The organism is Aquabacter sp. L1I39 (assembly GCF_017742835.1).
Classification (GTDB): domain Bacteria; phylum Pseudomonadota; class Alphaproteobacteria; order Rhizobiales; family Xanthobacteraceae; genus L1I39.
In genome coordinates, this window is sequence record NZ_CP072392.1 from 4,956,012 (window position 1) to 4,977,917 (window position 21,906).

The window sequence follows — 21,906 nt, forward strand, 5'->3', positions numbered from 1 at the left end:
GAGGCCCTAGGCAATTCGTCCGGTGTCAGACACCTTCCACCACGGCCAGATGCACCTGGGCATGCTTCTCCCGGGCCTTGATGGCCCTCTGATATTCGGGAGAGTTGTAGCAGGCGAGCGCAGTCTCGTAGTCCTTGAACGCGATGACTGCCAGGCGGTTCGCTTCAGGACCTTCCATAACCTGGCTCTGTCCGGCGCGAACAACAAATTCGGCCCCATATTTGTCGAAGGCGGCCTTGTTCAAAGCAATATATTCTTTGTATCCCTCATGGTCAGCAATGTCGACCATTGCGACCCAGTAGCCTTTCTTGGACATTTTCTTCCTCCCACCATGAACTCCCCGCCTTCTCTTGCGGAAGGCTCGGAAGGCCCAATCCAATCACGTTCAGCTTTTGAGAGTTTGCCGTTGATCCTCCTCGATCACACGGCTAGAACCGAGAAGAGTATTGACTACAATGTGGACAATCTGCCCATATTTTTAGTGCTGTCAGGTTCCGATGTCAAGCTGCGAGGTATTTCCGTGACCAAGAGGGAACTGCAGGACGAGGGCGATGCGGGAGCGCCTCATCAGGTGCAAGGAGCGGCCTCGTTCTCGAAGTTCATGGCCGTGCTTCAGATCATTGCCGAGGCCCCCGGGGCGCTGAACATTGCGCAGCTTACAAAGCGCGCGCCGTTTCCCCGCGGCACGGTCTACCGCCTCGTTTCGGCGCTCATGGCAGAAGGGCTCGTCACGCAGGCGGGAGAGAGCGGAACGTTTCGTCTGGGCCCGCGTCTCCTCCAGTTTGCCGCGAAGACCTGGGAAGATTCCGACTTGCGAACGATCGCAAGGGATTTCCTCGTGTCGCTGCGCGATGCGACGGATGAGGCCGTGCATCTTGCGGTGCCGAGCAACAACCGGATGGTCTACATAGACAAGCTGGTGGGCTCCAACAGGGTGCAGATGAAAACCAGTATTGGCGGGCAGGTGGAACTTCACTCCACGTCCGTCGGAAAGGCGTGGCTGTCCGGGCTGTCGGATCAACGTCTCCAGGACGTTCTCAAGGGCCTCGACCTGAAGCGCCACACCGCCAAGACGTTCACGACACCCGCAGCCCTGCTCGAAGAATTGAAGCGGTCGCGGGAGCGTGGATTCGCCTTCGACGACGAGGAAAACGAGCCGGACATACGTTGTTTCGGCAGCCCGATCTTCAATCGTTCGCGTGAGCCGATCGGAGCGATCAGCATCAGTATGCCGGTGTACAGGCACGACGAGCGGCGCCACGAACTCTGCGGGAGGCTGGTGCGTGAAACGGCCCAACTGATCAGTGCCGAATTGTCCAGGATGCTCTAAAGCCGGGCGCGCCAATGCGTCCTGTGGAAGAGCGTTCATGAGGGGGGCCTAAGCTCGCTTAGTGCGCGATCTGACCCGATGGAACCGCCACACGGTTCTGTCTGCCCGGATCCGGCTCTAGAGCATGCGCCGATCGGATGGCATCGCCATCTGATCGGATCACCCATTCTCTATCAATGGGTTAGAGGGCGATTCACCCATCAGATTGATTCAATCTGATGGGATCGCGCTCTAGGCTGGGCGAACCGCTCTTCCGCGCCGAGTTCCATGGGAAAGGCGGCGGCTGCCTTGCGCTGTCGCGCTCCCGTATTGCCAAGGTCTTGCGTGCAACGGTGAGAGCGAGGTCCGTCCTGAGGATCCCCCCGCTGCGTTGCCCAATGCGGAAGCCTGACGGCAAGGCGGCACGCATGGCGGGTCGCGCGCCGCGCCGCATCAGCCTCTTTGCGCGTTCCGCCCTCCCTCGCAGCCGCCAGACATCCGTACACGCCCGGTGATGCCCAGGAAATGCCAGATCCCAACCTCTTGGGGCGGTTCTGGCGGTCCTTATTGTCGAGCTTGAGGGCGTGCTCCTGCGTCAGATGTTCAGCGTGGAGCAGTGGATGCCGCCGCCTTCGCCGATGAGGCTGGGAAGCTCCAGGGGGACGATGTCCCGGTCTGGAAAGGCCGATTTCAGGGCCGCGGCCGCCGCGGCGTCGCGTTCCGTGTCGCCGAAGGCGGGGAGGATGACCGCGCCGTTGACGATGAGAAAGTTCAGGTAAGTCAGGGCGTCATATTTGCCCTTCCTCAGATTTTGGTCCGCGCCGACGATGGGAATGACCTCAAAAGGGGTCCCGTCGGCTTGACGCGCCGCCTTCAGCGCCGCCACATTCTTCTCCTCGGTGGCATCCACCAGCACCACACCGGGCGCGACGAAGCGGGCGATGCCGTCAATATGCCCGCGGGTCACGTCGCCACGATCGGTCGAGCCGGGGAGCCAGACCACGTGGGTGGCGCCGGTCTCCGCCTTCAGGCGTGCCTCCGCGCCGGCCCGATCTACATCCTTATTCCGCTTTTTGTGCAGGACGCAGCTCTCCGTGGTCATGAGCGTGCCGGACCCGTCGCAGTCGATCCCCCCGCCCTCAAGGACGAAGTTGGCCCTGCGCGCCGTCTTGCCAAGGTGTTCCCGCGCAAAAAGCTCAGCCAGCACATGATCCGTTTTATAGCCCTGCGCCTCGAACCTCTCGCCCCAGGTGTTGAATTTCATGTCGAGCCAGGAAAAATCCTGATCCGAGGTCCACAGCGGAATGCCCAGCGTGTCGCGTGGCCAGATTCCGAAATGGGGCATGAACAGAGGTTCGATCGCGCCGGTGCAGATTCTCTCCGCCTCCGCGCGCTCCTTCTCGTTGAAGAGCACGGTCACGGGCTCATATCTGGCGATGACCTGTGCCAGCTTCACCAAGTCGTTCCGCACCCCTGGAAGACGCGCCTTCTTGATGGCTGGTTCACGCGAGGAGCCATAGCACATATAGACTCGCTGCTGCGTTTCCCACTCCGCCTTGATCCGCATCGTCTTCCCCCCGCCGCTGCCCCATCGCCTTCCGGGCCGGCCACACTTAGATGTGCCACACGTCAAAAACGGTCGCACGCAACCACGCGCACAGACGCTTGTAACCGTCCGACTCCACCCTTAAGACGAGCATATCAAGGCGGCGGGAGGTGGGTCGAGTGGCGCAACTTTTTCCCTCGGACATAACGCCGCTCCATCTGTCGTTGGGTGAAACCTCAGAACTGCGCACCCTGGATCTGCTGCGTCGCCGCCTGCCGGCGGACTATTCGGTCTACCATTCCGTTCATTGGTCGCTCTCCACCAACGCGCGGGTGATGTTCGGGGAGGCGGACTTTGTCATCGTCAACCGCTCGGGCGAGGTGGTCATCATTGAGCAGAAGGCGGGTCGGCTGGAGGATACGGCGGACGGCCTTGCCAAGCGCTATGACGGGGCCACCCCCAAGCTGGTGGCGCCGCAGATCCACCGGAATCAGGATGCCCTGCGCAAGCAGTTCCTCCGGCAAACCGGCCATCAGCTGACCCTGGATTATCTCTTCTACTGTCCCGATCATCGGCTGCAGGGGGCCGTGGGGGCGGGGCTTTCCGCTGACCGGGTGGTGGATGCGACGGAGCCGGACGCCTTGCCGGAGCGCATCATGGCGCTGTTGCCCGCCGGGACCGACGGGCGCGAAGGGGCATTGGTCCGTCGCTTTTTCGAGAATCTGTTCCATCTGGTGCCGGACATCCATGCCCATGTGCGCGCGGGCGAACAGGCCATGGCGCGCATCCCGGGCGGCGGGCTTGCTGGCACCGTTGCGGCCATTGAAATGAACCCCATGCGCCTGAGGGTGCGCGGCACGGCCGGCAGCGGCAAGTCTGTGGCGGCGCTCGCATGCGTCGCCCGCGAGGTGGCGCACGAACGGCGCCCGCTGCTCGTTTGCTTCAACCGCCCGCTGGCGGAACGGCTGCGCGCCGCAGCCCCCGAGGCGTGCGAGGTGACCACCTTTTATGGCCTGCTGGATCGCTTCCTGGCGTCGCGGGGGCAGTCGATCGATTTCAGCGCCATGTCCCGCCCCGGCTTCTGGGCCGAGGTTCAGGAGCGGGTGATCCTGGAAACCGTGCCGGATGACTGGCGGTTCGACACCCTGATCGTGGATGAGGGCCAGGATTTCGATGCCGACTGGTTCGATATTCTGCGCCTCTTCCTGAAAGAGGCGCCGCACATCATCTGGTTCGAGGATCGGGTCCAGGACATCCGATACGGCAAGGAGGCTGGGCGCGGCATCGAAGAGGCGTTTTCCCACCTCGGCTTCGTGACCTTCAACGCGCAGGGCAATTACCGCACGCCCCAGTCCATCGCCACCTTCATCCGCGACCTTTTGCCGGGATTGGACTTCGACGCCCGCAATCCCCTGCCGGGCCTCGGGGTCGGAGAACACCAGTGCAAGACGCCGGCAGATGTGGCCCGCAGAGTGGGCGCGGTGGTGACGGAATACCTGAAGCAGGGCTTCAAGGCGCAGGATATTGTGGTCCTGTCGCTGCGCGGGCTCGGCTCAGCCACGCTCGCGCACGCGGCCAAGGTCGGCGCTTTCACGCTCGCACGCCCCACCGGCATTTATGATCCGCAAGGCAACCAGATCATGGACAGCGGGCAGATCCGCTTCGACACGATCTTTCGGTTCAAAGGGCAGGAGGCGGATGCGGTCATCATCACCGACGTGCCGCCCCTTTCTGCTGATCCCACGGTCACGTCCGCCTCCCGCCTCCTTTTTACTGCCCTCACACGGGCGAAGGTGCGCGCGGACATCCTCTATGGACCCGCCCCCGGCTGACGGACGACCGGGACTGTCGTAATTGCGGGCCATGAGAGGGTCTTGTGAAACCTGGGAATGTGCCATGGTCGAAACCGAAGACGATTTGCGCCGCAAGATCGCCCGCCTGGAAGACAGGAATGCACGGCTGACGGCCATGGTGGAGGACCTGCATCGCAAATGGGGCGAGGCGGAGGATCAGGCCTCCCGCCTCGCAAAGCTGCTCGTCGCCGCCGCTGAGAAGGCCAACCTAGAGGCCTCCTCTTCATCGCGTGGCACGCCCGGTGCTGTCGCGGATCGGCAGGGCGACACCAAGATGGCAGCCGGCCCGGGCAAGTCGGACAGCTAGAAGAGTCGGGGCGGGGAGGGGACCATGTTCCAAGGTGTCATGGCCTGTCAGGCCGGGGGCTTCATTCCGGCCTATGTGCCGCTCAGGCGTGCCCTATTGGAGCGGGCCTATCTGCCGCGTACCCAGGCGTCCCCCACGTCCTTCGGCGAGGCTCTGCGCCCTCATCTGGAGTCGGGTCCGTGGGCGGCGAGCTTTGCCGTCGCGCCGGGCGAAACGGCACGGGCGGTGGAGCGCGCCCTGCGGGACGTGATGCTGGCGAGCGGCACCCTGCGCCCGGAAGCCATCGACCTGTCCCGGCTCGATCCGCAGTCGCGGGCACATCATCACCTCTCGGCCCTTCTGGCGCTATGGACCCGCATGGGCGACCTCTTGCCGGAAGACCTCGCTTATTTACGCCCGATCCTGGAGGCGGAGGCGGATGAGGCCATCGATCCGCTCCATGTGGTCCATGATCCGGCCGATCCCGATTTGACCGCGGTGGAACGCGTGGTCCTCGATACCTTGCTACGCCATCATGGCGCGCCCGATGACCTTGCGGCGCGCCGGGCCGCCCTCATCACCGCGCGCGATCGCTGCCACGGTCGGCCCGGTTCCGCCCTGGCCCATCTCCAGGAGACGTTTCTCGCCCCGACGGCCACCCGTCTGCCGCTGGATGACAGCGTGCATGTCTATGGCCTGCGGGATGCCGCGGCCGAGGCGGATTTCGCCGCCAGCCTCGCCCAGAACTGGCTTGATGACGATCCCTCCCTCACCCCCGCCGAGATCGGCCTCCTGCTGCCGGCCGGCGCCCATTATGTGCCTTTCGTCCGCGAGGCCTTCGCCCGTGCCGGACTTCCGGTCTCGGGGCTGCCGTCGGAGGCGGCAAAGCGGGACCTGGCCGGGGAGTGCCTGCTGCATGTCCTCACCTGCCTGCGCCAGCCCGCCCCAGCCATGGCGCTCGCCTCCCTGGTGCGCTCTCCGCTCATGCCGTGGTCGGCGCAGGAGGGGCGCCGTTTGTCCGACGGGGTGATGGAGGGGAGCCCCGATTTGCGCCACGGAGCAGCGCTGACGGGGCCGGCTCTCGCCATGGCCCATCTCCTCAATAACCGGCGCGTCCCGAAGGCGCATGATGCCGCCGAGCGGTTGGCGACGCTCCTGCGCAATCTCACCCGCGATGTCGCCTTCGCGGACGAGGTGGCACGTTTCGCCGAACTGGCCCGGCCGATCCAGCTTGCCCTGTTCGCACGACCGGCCGAGAGCGAGGTGCCGTGGGAGGATCTGCTCGCCGGCGTGCCCGTGGGCGGCGCGCGGGACGAGGATCCCGCTCCCGCAGTCCTCGACGGGGTGACGATCCTGGTGGATGGCGAGCCGCCAACCGCTCCGGTACGCCGTCTCATCGTGCTCGGCTTCAGCGCCGGCGCCTTTCCCGCCGCGCCGCCGGTGAGCCCGCTCTTCCTGGACAGTGAGGTGGCAAAGATCCGCGACCAATGCGGCCTCCATCTGCCGAGCCAGGAGGCCATATTGGCAAGGCGGCTGCGGGTGCTGCGCTCCCAGCTTGCGGCAGCGAGCGAGCGCCTTACCGTCCTGGTGCCCTATCGCGACCTGATGGGCGCCCGGAGCGCGCCGTCCGCCTCCCTCGCCTTCATGGCGCGCTGCTTCGAGGGGATCGCGGATCCCGACCATCTCATCGTCGACCTCACCGACGAACGGTATCTGCCGGAGGAGCGGCTTCCGGTGGCGCCGGAGACCAAGAGTGTGGCTCTGCCTCCGCTCAATGTGCCGTCGGCCCTGGCTCTGGGCACCGACCTCCTGGCGCTGCGGACCGATGCGGAAGGTCGCCCCCGCGCCCAGTCGCCCACGCGGCTGGACACGCTTCTCGTCAGTCCGCTCGCGTGGTTGCTGAAGGAACTGGACATTCTGGACCGGCCCTGGGCGCCGGAGACGCTGGATGTGCTCACCAAGGGCAGCCTGTTTCACACGGTGGTGGAGCAATTGTTCCCGCCCGATGCCCCACTGCCGTCCGAGGCGGACATCCGGGCCCGGCTTCCCGATCTGCTGGCGGCGGAAATTGCGGCGTCGGCGCCTTTCCTTGCCGGTGGCGGCTGGATGGTGGAGCGCCAATCCATGGAGCGGGAATTCGTGACGTCGGCTCTCTCCTGGCGGGCGATGCTGGAGGCCCTGGGCGCGCGCGTTATCGCCAGCGAGCTGCCCCTGCGCGGGACGGCGCTGGGTGTGCCCTGCCAGGGGATCGCGGACTGCGTGTTGCTGCTGCCAGACGGAAGCCTCGTGATCGTGGACCACAAGACCAGCGGATCGGGCACCCGGCGCCAGCGCATGGAAAGCGGTTTCGATCTTCAGGTGGAAATCTATCGGAGTCTCGCCAAACAGGTGGCCTGCGCCCCCTCGGACACCGGCCTTGAGATCAAGTCGCTCGCCACAGGCGGGCCCATGGGCGTCGCCTATCACACCACACGGGACGGCATCTTGCTGCTGAATGGCCTTGCCATGGCCGCCCCGCCAGGCGGGGTCGAGGTGATCGACACCGACATATCGAGCGCCGCAACCGTTCGCATCACCCAGGAGATTGCGCGCCTGCGGGCCGGCACCCTGCGGCTGCCAGGGGAAGAGGAACGCACAATGCTCGAAAAGGCCGGGGTCGGCCGCTATGCCCTGGAGACGAGCCCGCTCGTTTGCGTCTTCATGCCCGCAGCGCTCGCGCAGGAGGGGGACGATGCCTGACATTCGCATCGTGCCCGCCGGGGCCGGCGCCGGAAAGACCCACCACATCAAGCAGACTTTGCTGGACTGGGTGAAGGAGGGGGCCGTCCGCCCGGAGCGCATCCTGGCCGTCACCTTCACGGAGGCGGGGGCGAGCGAGCTGCGCCAGCGCATCCGCGCGAGCCTCATCGCCGAGGGGCGCATGGAGGGGGCGCTGGCGGTGGACCGCGCTTATGTCTCCACCATTCACGGCCTCGGCCTGCGCCTGCTCACCGAGCATGCTCTGGCCGCCGGCGCGTCGCCGGCACCGCGCCTGCTCTCGGACGAGGAGCGCGACCTCCTGATCCGGACCGAACTGCCCCATGCGGACGACCTCGCCGAGGTGTCCGCCGACCTTGCCCGCTACGGCTATCGCTTCGCGCTCGGCACCACACCGGAAGCGGAATTTCGCGGCCGGGTGTTCGAGACCGTCTCGCTGCTCGCCACCATGGGCCCGCGCGGCCTTGATCCGACACTGCCCGCACGGGCCGAGGCCGCCATCTGTGCCACCTATGGCGCGGCCCAGGGGGAGGCGCAGGCGCTGGCGACGCGGCTGCATGGCGCGGTGGCTGCCTTGCTGAAGCGCTTCCCTGGCAGCCTGTCGCGGCCCGACATGAACAAGACCGCCCGGGACACCTTCCGGGGCGATCACCAGACACTCCGCGCGGCGCAGGACCTGGCGCGCCTGGAACGGGACTGGGGCCTGTGGGTGGCTCTGAGCGACCTGCGCCTCACTCGGCGCGGCACGCCAACGCCCGAGGGCTATGACGACCTCGCCCGCGCGGTGATGGAGGCGGCCTCCGCCCTCTCCAGCCATCCCGGCCCGCTGGAAGATGCCTGCCGGCATGCGCGGTGCCTCATCACGGGCGCGCAGCAGATCCTCAAGGGCTATGCCGCCCGTAAGCGCGCCCTCGGGGTCATCGACTTCACCGACATGGTGGCCGATGCGGGCCGCCTGCTGCGCGAGGATGCCCGCATCCGGGCGGCGGTGCTGGGCGAGATCGACTGCGTCATCGTCGACGAGTTCCAGGACACCAACCCGGCCCAGTTCGCCCTGCTCTGGCCGCTGATCCAGGGGGCGCCCCGGGCCATCATCGTGGGCGACGTGAAGCAGGCCATCATGGGCTTCCAGGGCGCCGATGCCCGGCTGATGGAAGCCCTGGTCACCCGTTTTGCCTCCGGTGTCGCGCCGCTCGATCGCAACTGGCGCTCCTCCCCGCGCATCATGGCCTTCGTCAATGGGGTGGGCGCCCAGCTGTTTCCCGGCCGCTACGATGCCCTCACGCCCACCCAGCCGGATGGCACCGGCTCCGCTTTGGAGGTGGTGGTGACGCAGGCGCCGCGCACGGGAGGCGGTACGCTGCGCCCCTATCATCACCTCGCCGCCCATCTGAGCGCCTTCCTCGCGCGCCCCGACACGCGCATACGCGACCGCCAATCCGGCGCCTTGCGCCCGCCCGGCCCGGGGGATGTGGCGGTGCTCTGCCCCACCCATAAGCAGTGCCAGTCCTATGCGGCGGCGCTGGCACAATTGGGGGTGCCCGTGCGCGTGGCCGGCACGGGCTGGTGGACGAGCCCCATCGTGCAGGCGGCGCGCTTCGCCCTCCAGGTGGCCGACGACCCGCAGGACCGCCACGCCGCCTTGTGCTTCGCGACGCTCGGCCCGCCCGCTCTGCCTCTTGAAACTGCCCTCAAGCAGATGCTGGAGGGCGGCGCCCTCGACCATCCGGCCCTGGAGCGCCTGCGTGCCCTTGCCGCTTCCAGGCCGGGCGACACCGTGCGCGCCTTGCTCGGTGCGGCCATTGCGGCGGCCGGTTTGCGCGACTGGGCGGACCTTCAGGACGACCCGGCCCAGGCCCGGGCAGACCTGCTGCGCCTGGAAGCGGAGGCCGAAGGCTTCCTTGCCACCCATCGGGACATGCGGGCGGCGGCGGGCTTTCACGGCTTCGGGGTCAAGGTGTTTCTGGGCTGGATGGAGTCGCGCCAAGGCGAGCGTGGCTTCGACCAGCGGCCCAACCCCACCGGCAATGTGGCCGATGGCGTGGAGATCCTCACCTGGCACGCATCAAAGGGCAGGGAATGGCCGGTGGTGGCGGTGGTGGGGCTCGACCAGGAATTCGGCCCCCGCGCGGGCGGTTGGCGGGCCGCGTGCGAGGATTATGGTGACCTCGACGGTCTGCTCGGGCGCACCCATCTCACCCACCTGCCGAAATTCCACGCCGCCGCCACCAACGAACGCTTCCTCGCCGACGAAGCGCCCCAGGCGCAGGACACGGCGCGGCGCCTGCTCTATGTGGCCCTCACGCGGGCGCGGGACGTGCTGGTGCTGGAATGGCCGGAAACCTTCGCACAGAAGGCCGAGGCGGGTGAAAAGCCTCCCTTCAGCGGGGCCGCCCTGCTGGTGGCCAGCGGCATGAGGATTGAGCCAGGAAAAATCCGGCTCGGCAAGGCGTCCTTTCCCGCCCGCACCTCCTTCTGCGGCAAGGAAATGCCGCCCGAATGCGAGGGGGAGGCGCCGGCCCGGGCGTCGTCCCTGGCCCGGCTCGGCCGCCGCGCCATTGCTCCTCGCCCGATGTTGCCCGATGGCGGGCCGGCCTTGCTGGTGCCGTCCGGCCTCGACGCGGGCCTTTCCGCGCCCCCGGTTGGCCTTGCCACGGACGTCATTGGCCCGGCCGCGCCCATGCCGCCGGAGGTCTTCGCCAGTGCCACTGACCGCGGCACGGCGCTCCACGACATGCTGCGCATCCTTCTCATCCGCCCGGCCATGGCGGACCGGGCTGCGGCGCGCCTTGGCCTGAGTGGAGAGACCTGTTCCATCCTCGCCCGGCAGGCGGAGGCCCTTCGCGCCTGGCTGGAAAGCCGGGGCTATGGCACCCTCATGACCGAGGTGCCGATCGAGGTGCAATTGCCCGGCGGCGCCCGCGTCAGCGCCGCGCTGGACCTAGTGGCACGGGGCGAGGCCGGCCTCGCGATCATCGATCACAAAAGCGATGCCGTCTCCGATTGCGACGCCCGCTTCGTCCATCACTGGCCGCAACTTTCCGCCTATGAAGCGGCCCTGCGCACTCTGGGCTTCGCGCGCGCGCCCATTTTGATGGGCATCCATTGGCTGGGGCGGGGAGCGGTGACGTACGGTGTGAAGTAAAGAGATCGCGGAGGAAGCAGCGTGGCCCAGGACACCATACGCCTTGAGAAGGCGGCGAACCTGCTGAGGCTCGCCCAAGCGCTTGCGGCTTCGGCGGAAGGGCTCACGCTGGACGAGATCGCCAGCCAGTTCTCGGTCAACCGGCGCACCGCCGAGCGCATGCGCAACGCGGTGCAAGACCTGTTTCCCGGTTTCGAAACGGTGGATGAGGGCAGGTTCAAGCGCTTTCGCATCAGGGGAGGGCTCGGCGCCTTTTTCATCGCGCCGAGCGTCAGCGAGCTTGCGGAGCTGGAGACCGCGTGCAAGGGGCTCCAGCAGGCCGGCCACCAACCGCGTGCCGCCTTGCTGCGAGCCTTGCAGACCAAGATCACCGCCGCCCTGCGCGACTCCACGCGCCTTAAGATGGCCACCGACATGGAGGCCCTGTGCCGGGCCGAGGCCATTGCCCGGCATGTGGGTCCCCATGCCATCACCGATGAGGCCACCCTTCAGGTGCTGCGGGAAGCGCTGATCGCCATGAAGCGCGTGCGCTTTTCCTATCCCCGGCAGGATCGGCCGGAAGGCTATGTGCGCACCGTCGTCCCCTATGGCCTCCTGTTTGGCGCCAATGCCTACCTCGTGGGCCGCGAGGCGGGGCGCCCCGATGCGGTGCTCTGGCGCCTCGACCGCATGCGGGCCCTGAAGATGACCGCCCAGGCCGGCGGGCCGCCGGAAAACTTCAACCTCGATGCCTATGCCGCCCGGTCCTTCGGCACCTACCAGGAACCCCCGGCTCGCGTGGTGCTGCGCTTCGCCCCCGAGGCGACGGAGGCGGCGCGCATGGTGTTCCATCCCACCCAGGACATCCGAAGTCTGGAAGACGGCCGGTTGGAAGTGACTTTCGTGGCCGGCGGGCAGTTGGAAATGGTGCGCCACCTCTTCGGTTGGGGCGCCTCGGTGGAGATCGTCGAGCCGCCCGAGCTTCGCGACCGGATGATTGCGGAGCTGAAGGCGGCGCTGGCGGCCCACGAACGCCCCCCGCGGACCCGTTCCAAGGGCACACGCGGCAAGACTTGAGGGCGCCCGGGTGCGGCGAGGATCCCGTCAGGGCTTTGCCATCGGAGCGGGCGGCAAGGAGGTGGGGGCTGCGGGGATGGGATCTGCGGGGCTGAGTTCGGTCAGGTCGGTGCCGAGTGCGTCCCTGATCTTCTGGACGGCCGCCAGTATCTTTCCCGCCACATCGGTTTCCGGACCGCGATGGCCCCTTTCCCGCTCCGCGATCTGGACCCACGGCTCGGGGTTGGCCCAGAAATCTGCCGGCAATGGACACAGGTCGTTTTCCACTTTGGGCAGAAACACCCACGCCCAAAGGTCGTCGCCCCATTTTTCCGAGGCCGCCAGACCCGTCAGGCGAGAGGCATATGCGCGCCCTTCAGCAATGCGCACGGGATCTCGCGCGTTTTTCTCCTCGCGCCGCATGAGGCCGATGGCCATCTTTTCAAACGCCTGCACCCGCACGATGAAGGGGATCTGGCTCGCAGTCTCGAAATTCAATGTGAAACCGTCATTCTTGAATTCGGATTTCAGCAGGCCGGCGCCTTCTTGGTTGCCGATATCTGCCACGAGCGCTTTGAACAGCCCTCTTTTCATCTCTATGAGCGAGCGCTGGACATCGAACGCGGAACGGATGAAGTCCGAACGGCCGGACATCAGGCTGGCAAGAGCGTCATCTTGGTTCATGTCACGCATGCCGACAAACTCCGCTTTGATCTGTGCTTGAATTTCTTCGATAAAGTTCGCCACGCGGGGCGAGCGGCATGCCATTTTGCAGGCATCCAGCCACGAGGGGTCCCCCAGCCGAGGCGATCGTCCGAGGTCCCGATAGCTGAGGCAGACGAGTGTTCCGTCTCGCTGTCTTTCCTCCGCCACCTGGTGATCCAGACTGCCTTTTGAAGGCAGCCGACCATCGGCGGTCAGGTAGACGATGGTGGCCTTGCGATGTGCCCGGCTGAGTTGATCTGCATATTTGAAGTAGCGCTGCAGCTGCCGGTCCTGATCTGCGGCATAAGGCTTGTTTTCAATGATGAGAAAACGCTCATCGCATTCTACGATGATGTCGATGCGGCCATCAGAAAAGCTGTGTTCAATCTCCACACGGGCGTGGTCGCACGCCTTCTCGGACCAGGTGCCGGCGCCCGGAACCAGGTTCCGCACGAACAGATGGAGGAAGCGCCCCTTTTGCGCGTGGGTCTCACGCGGGTTCAGCAGCCATGCCATCAGCTTCGACCACATGAGTTCGTCCAGCCACAGGAACTGGAGCGGACTGAAATCGGGCGCGAGGCGATCCTCATATTGCCGTCGCGCGGCTTCCACCGCGGTGCGGCAGGCCGCCACTTCGTGCAGAAGCTGGCCGGCCGTCTGGATGGGGTCAATGCGTGTCAAAACTGCACCTTTCCTTTCCCCGGACGCGGTCCTTGCCCGTGCCGTTCGGGCGGCACCGCATCCATCCCCCCTCAAGACCGCCGATAATGCGCGTCGACCGCAAATCGTACGCGCGCGGCCTCAAGGGCGAAGCGGGCGAGGATAGCGCAGCGGCGCCGGGGCGTGTGGAGGCCCGGATCCGCATAAATGATGAATTCTTCCGGACCGCGCTGATAGACGACGCGACCCCGCGGGAAGTCCTCATATTCATGGCCGAGGATGCAAGCGGGAAGTCCCAGCTGCGCAAGTCCACGCATCCCGAGGGCGCGCCAGGCCTCCCACGTCTCGAAATGCCCCCGGGGGTGGCCCAGGCACGCCCCATAGGGCTCCGCTTGCGGCAAGGGCGTGCTGTCGCAGAGCAGAACCGGCCCGCCGGGCGCAGGCACCAGCCAGAAGATGCCGAGCTGGGGCGCCGGGCGTGCCATCGGGTCGAAAGTGCCCGCCATCATAGCCCCCCGAACATCAGGACGGCGATGATGGCGATCATCAGGCCGAGCAGGCCGAGGCCGACAAGGATCATGCCCCACAAGATGAGGCCGCGCGGCGTCCGATCGGGTCCAAAAGTCTGCATGCATCGCCTCCATCCACCGGAACAGGAATGCCTGACCCGTGCGACAGAATCGGTCGTGCTTGGATTTTGCCACGGTCGCTGCACCGTCGGGGCTGGTCGTTGTCGACGCGCATCATGCGACCGTTTCTGTCGCATATCCGTGGCATCTCTTCTCTCCCTCACGGAGAGCCTCATGCACCCTTTTGAACGGCATATCCTGGTCCGATACGTCGCGGCCCTCGCCACCGGCGGGAGCGCGGTCTGGGCGCGTTGGTGGCGGAACACGGAGTTGGCGCACTGGCTGTTGTGCCACCAGGCCGTGCTCGGCCTTCCCGCCCTTCCCACCACGCAGGACGAGAATGACCCCTCGTGCAATCTCGCCGCTCGCGATGCTGCGCTCCGGCACTTCACCAGCCTGCGCCAAGGCCGGACGCCCGCGGCCTCGCCCTTGGAGCGCAAGGTCTCCTGGCTCGGTGACGAGCTGGGCCTCGCCCCGATCGATCGGCCGATCCTCGCCCTCCTGGTGCGGACGGCGACGGTTCCGGAAGTCCACACCCTCGCTCTGGCCTTGGTGAGCCAGTTCATTCCCGAGCGGCTGCGCATGCCGCACAACATGGATATCGGGCTGAACACCATCGCCGCGCTGCTGGGGCAGATGCCGCGCGCCGTGAGCCGTCGCCTCACCTGCGAGATGCCGCTGGTGATGTACGGGCTCGTGGACGACCGGCGGGGTCACGACTTTGCCGCTTCCTCGCGCACCTTGAAGGTGGCGAACGCGTCCCGCTCGACCGCGCAGACGCTGCGCGCCCTCCTGTTCGGCAAGCCCAAGACCACTTCCTTGGCGTGGGAGGACTTCTCCCATCTCCAGCGCGACGCGGAGCTGGTGTGCGACCTGCTGAAGGCGGCTTCCCGCAACCGGACGCGGGGCATCAACATCCTGCTCCACGGCGCGCCCGGCACCGGCAAGACCGCCTTTGCCAGCGCGCTCGCCGCGCGGGCGGGGCTCCACGCGGTGTTCGTGGGCGAATGCGCGGAGGAGGGCGAGGAGCCCGACCGGGAGCAACGCATCAGCGCGCTCGCCCTCGCGCAGAAACTCTCCAGCCAGAGCGAGGGGCTGCTCCTGGTCATGGACGAGGCGGAGGACATTTTCGTCGGCGTGGACGAGGCCCGCGGCCACAGCCGCCTTGGCGCCAAGGTGTTCATGAACAACCTTGTTGAGGCCAATCCTTGCCCGACGCTCTACATCTCCAACCATCCCCATCGGCTGGGCCGGGCGGTCCTGCGGCGCATGACCTATGCGGTGGAATTTCCGCGCCTGGATCGCGCGGCCCGCGAGCGGATCGTCCGCCGCTCGGCCACCCGCCATAAGATCGCGCTCGATCAGCCGGGCCTCCAGGAACTGGTCCGCCTGGACGCGCCCCCCGCGCTTATCGATCATGGCCTGCGGACCGCGCGCCTGTGCGGGGCGGATGTGAAGGTGGCTGTGCAGGCGGCATCATCGGTGCTGAAGGTGATGGGAGGGCGTCCTGCCCCCGTGGACGCCAAGGCGCGGTTCCACCCCGCCTTTGCCTGTGCCGACACCGACCTTGCGCGCCTCACCGAGCGGATCGTGGCCAGCGGGCGCCTCGACATTTCCCTGTGCCTCCATGGCCTTCCCGGCACCGGCAAGAGTGCCTATGCCCGCTATCTGGCCGAGCGCATGGACCTTGAAGTGCTGGAGAAGCGGGCCAGCGATCTGCTGGGCATGTTCGTCGGCCAGAGCGAGCAGAACATCGCAGACTGCTTCGAAGAGGCCAGGGCGCGTCGGGCCTTCCTCATTTTCGACGAGGCGGATTCCCTCTTGCGCGACCGCACCGGGGCCAGTCGGTCCCACGAGGTCAGCCAGGTGAATGAAATGCTCACCTGGATGGAGCGCCACCCCTATCCCTTCGCCTGCACCACCAACTTCGCCGACGCGCTGGACCCGGCCGCCGCACGGCGCTTCCTGTTCAAAATCGGGTTCCTGCCCCTTGCCAAGGCCCAGGCTCGCGCTCTCTTCGCCCACACGTTCGGCCTGACCCCGCCGGCGCACCTGGACGGCCTCTGCCAGCTCACCCCTGGCGATTTTGCGGTGGTGGCCCGCAAGGCGCTGGTGATGGGGGAAACCGAGGCCAACGCCCTGGTGGAGGCGCTTGCCAGCGAAGTGGAGGCCAAGCCTGGTGGCGCCCGCCAGCCCATCGGCTTCCGGCCACTGGCGTCGACGCCGTGACACCGACCTGACACGGGGCGGGGCGCAATGGCTGATCCTGCGCCCCGCGACAAGGAAAGCACTTCCGAGCGAAGTGAAAACCGGTTCGCGGGAAGGAAATGCATGAAAACCCAAAGGCAGAGCGCTGCGGAACTTCCATGAAACGCAACAGCGCTCTAACCCATTGATAGAGAATGCGTGATCCGATCAGATGGCGATGCCATCTGATCGGCGCATGCTCTAGCCCGCAAGGGATTCCTGCAGGTAAGGCTTGAAAACGCCCCGTATGAAATCGATGAAGACTTTCGCGCGTGGGACGGCGTGTCGATTGGGCGGGTAGACCACGTACAGGTCTTCGCTCGGGACAGAGGTCTGAGGCAGCAGCTCTGCGAGCTGTCCGGCCCGCAATTCGGGTGCCACCAGGATCGAATTGCATTGGGCGATGCCCAGGCCGCGCAGCGCGGATTCCCGCAAGGCCAGCCCGCTGCTCACGGTCAGTCCGCCGCGCGGCGTGTGGGCCACCTGCTCCCCATCCTGTGCGAAGGTCCAACTGCGGATCCGCCCGTCCACCAGCAGCGCGATGCAGGTGTGGTCCTGCAAATCCTTCAGCGTGGTGAGGGGGGCATGGCTGGCGATGTAATGGGGCGTGGCGCAGGTGACGCGCCGCGAGCGCGCCAACCGACGGGCGATGAAGCCGCCATCCCTGGGCTTGCCGATGCGGACGGCGACGTCCAGCCGGTTCTCCAGAAGATCCGGCGGCGTGTCGCTATAGTCCAGCGTCAGCCGGATGGACCTGTGGGCGCTCAGGAACCGATCGAGCTGCGGGATCACATAAATCTGCCCCATGGCCGCGGGCATCGACACCCGCAATTGGCCCGCCGCCTCCTGCCGGCGGCTGGCGAGCTGCTGCTCGATGTCGTCCACCTCCTCCAGCACCCGCTGGATCCGCTCCAGGCACAGCGCGCCCTCGTCGGTGAGCACGACCCCATGGGTGGTGCGGTGCAGAAGCTGCGCGCCCAGGGACTTTTCCAGCTCCGATATGCGCTTGGTGAGCGCCGAGGGCACGGTGGACAGCTTGGCAGCCGCCGCCGTGAAGCTCCCCGTCTCGGCCACCAGCACCAGGGTCCTGAAGGCGGTGAGGCGATCCATGGCGCTGTTCCAAACTGGAAAAACCGTTCTGAGAAGACGGCGGTGGGATTCGTCGGACCGAGATTTTAGCATGGGGCAACAAAGAAAGATGAGGAAACATGACCCGCCCCTGCCTGCCCCCGGACCCCGATACACGCGTCCCACGGTTCAAGGCGCCGCCGCTCTCCTGTGATGCGCACGCGCACATTTTCGGTGACTTCTCGACATTTCCCCTCTCGCCGAACCGTTCTTTCACCCCGCCCCAGGCGCCGGTGGAAAACCTGTTCGGCATGCTCGACGTACTGGGCGTCACGCGGGCCGTCATCGTACATTCCAGCGCCTATGGCACCGACACGCGGGTGTCGGAAGAAGCCCTGAAGGCGGCGCCCGACCGGCTGCGAGGCGTTGCGGTCACCGGGCCGGATACGCCCTATGCGGACCTGGAGCGCCTTGATGCGCTCGGCTTCAGCGGCAGCCGGCTGAGCACGGTGGTGAAGGGCACGGCGAGTTTCGACCATCTGGAAGCCATTGCCGCCCGCGTCCATCCCTTCGGCTGGCACATCGCGGTGCACGTCAACCGCTCGGACGAACTGGTGGACCTGGCGCCCCGCCTCCTGGCCCTGCCCAACCCCATCGTGGTGGACCATGTGGCACGGGTGAGGGGCGATGAAGGCGTGACCTGCCCTGGCTACCAGGCGCTGCTCACCCTTTTGAAGACCGACCGCTGCTGGGTGAAGCTCTCCGCCCTCCACCGCACGTCGTCCCGGGCATTCCCCTGGAGCGACATGCGCCCCCTCGTGGAGGGGCTGCTGGAGGCCCGGCCGGATCGCATCGTGTGGGGCACCGACTGGCCCCATGTGAACCAGTATGACGAGATGCAGAATGACGGCGACCTGCTGGACGCCTGCGCCGAATGGGTCGGCGACGATGACCTGATGCGGAAGATCTTGGTCGACAATCCGCAAAAGCTTTACCGCTTCCCAGAATAACAACAAGGATACAGGAAATGCTCAAGATGATGCGCCGCCTCCTGGCGGCAGCCATGTGCCTTGGCGCGGTGGGGTGGGGGGCTGCGGGCGCCGATGCCGTCGCCGCGTCCTATCCCACGCGCCCCGTGACCATCGTGGTCGGCTTCTCCGCCGGTGGAAACGCGGACCTGGTGGCGCGCCTGGTGGCCCAGCGCCTCAGCGAGACACTGGGTCGGCCCTTCATCGTCGAGAACAAGGGCGGGGCCGGTGGCCTGCTGGCCAGCGAGGCCGTGGCGAAGTCCGCGCCCGATGGCTATCGCCTGCTGCTCGTGACCGGCGCCTTCCCGGCCCAGGCGGCGGCTTTGAGCCGCCTGCCGTTCGACCCGGTCCGGGACTTCACGCCCATCTCGGTGGTGGTGTCCTATCCCGCGGTCATCGTCGTTCCGGCGACCTCCCCCTTCACCAGCCTGAAGGACCTCATCGCCTACGCCAAGGCCCATCCCGGACAGCTCAATTATCCCAGCCCCGGGACCGGTTCCCTCTTCCACCTGGCGGTGGAGCTGTTCGCAGACAAGACCGGCATCGTGATGACGCATATTCCCTTCAAGGGCGGCGGCCAGCAGGTCACCGAGCTGATCGCCGGGCGGCTGGACGTGATGTTCGACACGCTGTCCGTGGTGCAGAGCCAGATCAAGTCGGGCAAGCTGCGGGCGCTCGCCGTGACCTCTCCCCAGCGCCTTCCCCAATTGCCGGAGGTGCCGACCGTGGACGAGGTGGTGGGCGACTACGAGGTGTCGTCCTTTGTGGGCCTTGCCGGCCCCGCGAACCTGCCGGCTGACATCGTCGCCCGTCTCAATACGGCGATCGATGAGGCGGTGAACAGCCCCGACATCAAGGCCCGCTTCATCGAGCTTGGCGGAACGCCGCTCGGGGGCACGCCGCAGCAGGCGGCAGAGACCATGAACCAGGCGCTCGAGACCTGGCAGAAGATCGCGCGCTCCAAGAACATCAAGGCGGATTGAGCATGTCCCTGTCGCAAAAGGTGCGCCGCGTGGTCACCGGGCACAATGAGCAAGGCGAGGCCATCGTGCTGATGGACGGGCCCGCGCCCTTCCTCTTCCAGTCCGAGCATCGCCCTGGCTTCTGGTCCAATGACATCTGGCGCACCGGGCAGATGCCCGTGGTGATCGAGGCGCAGCCCGAGGAACCGACGCTCGGGCCGCGCCGCCAATTGCCGGGTCCACGCGGCAGCGTCCTGCGCATCAACAACATCCCGCCCGAGAGCGGCCTGTTGACCTCCGACGACATCGCGCGCGAATTCGCCCGCATGGGAAATGCTGCCGGCTCCACCCATGCCGTCTCCGGGCGCCATCCCATGATGCACCGGACCCAGACGCTGGACTATGCGATCATCCTGTCGGGCGAGATCTATCTCGTGCTCGACAAGGAAGAGACCTTGCTTCGGGCGGGGGACGTGGTGGTCCAACGCGGCACCAACCACGCCTGGAGCAACCGCTCCTCGGCCCCGTGCGTGCTGGCCTTCATGCTCCTCGACGGGGTCTATGAGGAGAGCCTCGCCCAACAGCTGGAAGGGGAAGGCGCGCCGCCGTGACCTAACGGCACCTCGCCCTCGGCCGTGCAGACTGGCAGCCCCGTGAACCGTCTGGCGCATGTGAGGCAAGCGGGAACCGGATCGCGCTCTAGCCAGCCAGCAGGGCCTCGAACTCCTGCGCCGGCATGGGCTTGCCGAACAAGTAGCCCTGTCCTTCCGGGCAAGCGCGTTCCACAAGATAGGAGCGCTCCTCCTCGGTCTCTATGCCCTCGGCGATGACGTCCATGTCGAGGGCGCGGCCCATCTGGAGGATAGAGGAAATGACGGCCGCCTCGCGGGGAGAGCGCAGCATGGCCTGGACGAAGCTGCGGTCGATCTTGATGCAGTTCACCGGGTAGCGTGTCAGGAGGCTGAGCGCGGCGAAGCCCGTGCCGAAATCGTCGAACGCGATGCCCACGCCGATCTGCCGCAGCAGCGTCAGGGCCTCCAGGGCGGCGGCATCGTTGGACAGGACGATGTTCTCGGTAATTTCCAGTTCCAGCGCTTCCGGCGGCAGGTCGTGTCGGCGCAGGGCCTCTTCCACCTGCTTCGCCAGGTCGCCGGCGCGAAACTGGGAGCTGGAGAGATTTATGGCCATGCGGAAGTCGGCCCGCCCCCGCCGGCGCCAGCGCGCCACCTGGGCGCAGCCCTCGTCGATGACCCAGCGCCCTACAATGGGCGCGAGCGGCCCCGCCTCCAGGGAGGGCAGGAAGGCGGACGGTGGCAGAAGGCCTCGACTGGGATGAAGCCAGCGGATCAGCGCTTCCGCCCCCACCACGGCGCCGTCCTGAAGGCGCACCTGGGGCTGGTAGAACAGCCGCAGCTCTCCATGAGTCACCGCCCGCTGAAGGTCCAGGCTGGAGAGCCGCCGATCCAGCGCCTCGTTGCGAAGCGAGGGGGAATAGAGCGCGATCCCAGAATTGCGGCTGATCTTGGCGGCGTGGAGCGCGAGGTCCGCATCGCTGATCAGCTCGACCGCCTCCGTGGCATCGCGCGGGGACAGGGCAATGCCGCAACTGGTGCTGATGCGCAGATCCTCGCCGGCCAGGGGGCGCAGCTCGGCGACCTTGGCCAGGAGCCGGCGCGCGAACGGCTCCGCCGTCTCCGCGGAAAGGCTTTCCACCAGCACGGCGAACTCATCCCCGCCCACGCGGGCGACCGTCGAGCCGTGCATGGTCTCTGCTGAGAGCAAACCGCCGAGCGCCCGGAGGACATCGTCCGCGGCCGCCGGCCCGAGGATGTTGTTGATGTCGTTGAAGCCGTCAATGTCCAGCATCAGCACGGCGCAGGGATGGCCGGAGAGGAGCGTCGCCTCCACCGACCGGTAGAACTGGCGGCGGTTGGGCAGGCCCGTCAAGGCGTCCATGCTGGCGAGGCGGAAAAGCTGCTCGGGGTCCATGGCGCGGGCATGGATGGTGTTGCTCTGCCTGCACGGGCCAAAGCCGAGGCGGCGGACCTCCAGCCGGTCCATGACCATCTGGGCCATCTGGCTCAGGCGTTCGCGCTCTTCTCCCGAAAAGCCGTTGCGCGGATGCGTGTCCAGAACGCAGAGCGCGCCAATGGCGTGGCCGTCCGAGGACAAGAGCGGCGCCCCGGCATAGAAGCGGATGCTGCCGGCACCGGCGACAAGGGGGTTGTCGTGGAACCGGTCGTCCCGCTCGGCATCCGGCACAACCATCACCTTGCCCTGGAGGATGGTATGGGCGCAGAAAGACACCTCCCTGCGCTTGTCCACCTCCCCAAAGCCGGCGCTGGCGGCGAAGAAGACATGATCGGAGCCGATCATATTCACTGCTGCCATGGGCACCTTGAAGACATGCAGGGCCATGTCGACCAGGGGCGACAGGTCGACCACCGGGGCTTCATCGGCGAGGCAGTAGCTGGCAAGAGCGGCGAGCCGCTCCTTCTCGTGCGGAGGCACTGGAGGGCACTGCATACCCTTTCCCCCCTTCGCCATCAGGGATGGCAAATGAAATCGGGCTTATTTCCCTTAAAAGTAGCATGACAAGGAATTAAACGTGAAGTCTTTGTGACGGATCAAGATTTTGCTACGGTAATACCGCTCTGCGGGCGCGATTTCTTTCTG

17 protein-coding genes are annotated in these 21,906 nt (G+C 66.5%); 10 read left to right on the top strand and 7 right to left on the bottom strand.

Annotated elements, in window-relative coordinates; translation table 11 throughout:
- Window positions 1-25: 25 nt before the first annotated feature.
- A complete protein-coding gene (locus J5J86_RS22430; RefSeq protein ID WP_209102292.1) occupies window positions 26-316 on the bottom strand; it encodes a DUF1330 domain-containing protein in 291 nt (96 codons plus the stop codon).
- 90 nt (window positions 317-406) lie between these two features.
- Between J5J86_RS22430 and J5J86_RS22435 the strand changes: the two genes are divergently transcribed.
- A complete protein-coding gene (locus tag J5J86_RS22435) occupies window positions 407-1,330 on the top strand; it encodes an IclR family transcriptional regulator (protein WP_209102294.1) in 924 nt (307 codons plus the stop codon).
- A 574-nt stretch (window positions 1,331-1,904) separates the two neighbouring features.
- Here the strand turns inward: J5J86_RS22435 and J5J86_RS22440 are convergent.
- Window positions 1,905-2,876 carry an agmatine deiminase family protein gene (locus tag J5J86_RS22440; protein WP_209102296.1) on the bottom strand — a complete coding sequence of 324 codons (972 nt, stop codon included), beginning with the start codon at window positions 2,874-2,876 and terminating at the stop codon, window positions 1,905-1,907.
- A gap of 158 nt (window positions 2,877-3,034) precedes the next feature.
- On the opposite strand from J5J86_RS22440, the gene J5J86_RS22445 reads away from it, so the two are divergent.
- The 5 genes from J5J86_RS22445 (at window position 3,035) to J5J86_RS22465 (ending at window position 11,952) form a co-directional block, all read left to right on the top strand.
- Complete coding sequence (locus tag J5J86_RS22445) at window positions 3,035-4,687, top strand: ATP-binding domain-containing protein (protein ID WP_209102297.1); 1,653 nt, start codon at window positions 3,035-3,037, stop codon at window positions 4,685-4,687.
- 64 nt (window positions 4,688-4,751) lie between these two features.
- Window positions 4,752-5,015 (top strand): hypothetical protein, encoded by a 264-nt coding sequence (locus tag J5J86_RS22450; RefSeq protein ID WP_209102299.1) that lies wholly within the window; start codon window positions 4,752-4,754, stop codon window positions 5,013-5,015.
- 24 nt (window positions 5,016-5,039) lie between these two features.
- Window positions 5,040-7,733: a PD-(D/E)XK nuclease family protein gene (locus tag J5J86_RS22455; protein WP_209102301.1), complete on the top strand. Its 2,694-nt coding sequence runs from the start codon at window positions 5,040-5,042 to the stop codon at window positions 7,731-7,733.
- Window positions 7,726-10,896, top strand: coding sequence for a UvrD-helicase domain-containing protein (locus J5J86_RS22460; RefSeq protein ID WP_209102303.1), 3,171 nt, complete (start codon window positions 7,726-7,728; stop codon window positions 10,894-10,896). Before J5J86_RS22455 ends, J5J86_RS22460 begins: the two co-directional genes overlap by 8 nt.
- A gap of 21 nt (window positions 10,897-10,917) precedes the next feature.
- Complete coding sequence (locus tag J5J86_RS22465; protein ID WP_209102305.1) at window positions 10,918-11,952, top strand: helix-turn-helix transcriptional regulator; 1,035 nt, start codon at window positions 10,918-10,920, stop codon at window positions 11,950-11,952.
- Window positions 11,953-11,979: 27 nt separating this feature from the next.
- Here the strand turns inward: J5J86_RS22465 and J5J86_RS22470 are convergent, their stop codons facing one another.
- The 3 genes from J5J86_RS22470 to J5J86_RS24575 all read right to left on the bottom strand — a co-directional run bounded on the left by J5J86_RS22470 (window position 11,980) and on the right by J5J86_RS24575 (window position 13,927).
- Entirely contained in the window at window positions 11,980-13,317 is a 1,338-nt protein-coding gene (locus tag J5J86_RS22470) for a PDDEXK-like family protein (RefSeq protein WP_209102307.1), read from the bottom strand.
- 71 nt (window positions 13,318-13,388) lie between these two features.
- A complete protein-coding gene (locus J5J86_RS22475) occupies window positions 13,389-13,802 on the bottom strand; it encodes a hypothetical protein (protein WP_209102310.1) in 414 nt (137 codons plus the stop codon).
- Entirely contained in the window at window positions 13,802-13,927 is a 126-nt protein-coding gene (locus tag J5J86_RS24575; protein WP_256437042.1) for a hypothetical protein, read from the bottom strand. Before J5J86_RS24575 ends, J5J86_RS22475 begins: the two co-directional genes overlap by 1 nt.
- Window positions 13,928-14,099: 172 nt before the next feature.
- On the opposite strand from J5J86_RS24575, the gene J5J86_RS22480 reads away from it, so the two are divergent.
- Window positions 14,100-16,154, top strand: coding sequence for an AAA family ATPase (locus tag J5J86_RS22480; protein WP_209102312.1), 2,055 nt, complete (start codon window positions 14,100-14,102; stop codon window positions 16,152-16,154).
- A gap of 219 nt (window positions 16,155-16,373) precedes the next feature.
- Here the strand turns inward: J5J86_RS22480 and J5J86_RS22485 are convergent, their stop codons facing one another.
- A complete protein-coding gene (locus tag J5J86_RS22485) occupies window positions 16,374-17,282 on the bottom strand; it encodes a LysR family transcriptional regulator (protein ID WP_209102314.1) in 909 nt (302 codons plus the stop codon).
- 98 nt (window positions 17,283-17,380) lie between these two features.
- Here J5J86_RS22485 and J5J86_RS22490 point away from each other — a divergent pair, with 98 nt between their 5' ends.
- Genes J5J86_RS22490 through J5J86_RS22500 form a run of 3 tightly spaced genes read left to right on the top strand, consistent with a single transcriptional unit; the run spans window position 17,381 to window position 19,841 of the window.
- Entirely contained in the window at window positions 17,381-18,250 is an 870-nt protein-coding gene (locus J5J86_RS22490; RefSeq protein ID WP_209102316.1) for an amidohydrolase family protein, read from the top strand.
- A 17-nt stretch (window positions 18,251-18,267) separates the two neighbouring features.
- Window positions 18,268-19,251, top strand: a complete 984-nt coding sequence (locus J5J86_RS22495; protein WP_209102318.1) for a Bug family tripartite tricarboxylate transporter substrate binding protein — start codon at window positions 18,268-18,270, stop codon at window positions 19,249-19,251.
- A 2-nt stretch (window positions 19,252-19,253) separates the two neighbouring features.
- Complete coding sequence (locus tag J5J86_RS22500; RefSeq protein ID WP_209102320.1) at window positions 19,254-19,841, top strand: cupin domain-containing protein; 588 nt, start codon at window positions 19,254-19,256, stop codon at window positions 19,839-19,841.
- A gap of 88 nt (window positions 19,842-19,929) precedes the next feature.
- On the opposite strand, the gene J5J86_RS22505 is transcribed toward J5J86_RS22500, so the two are convergent.
- A complete protein-coding gene (locus tag J5J86_RS22505; protein WP_209102322.1) occupies window positions 19,930-21,756 on the bottom strand; it encodes a putative bifunctional diguanylate cyclase/phosphodiesterase in 1,827 nt (608 codons plus the stop codon).
- Window positions 21,757-21,906: the final 150 nt, after the last annotated feature.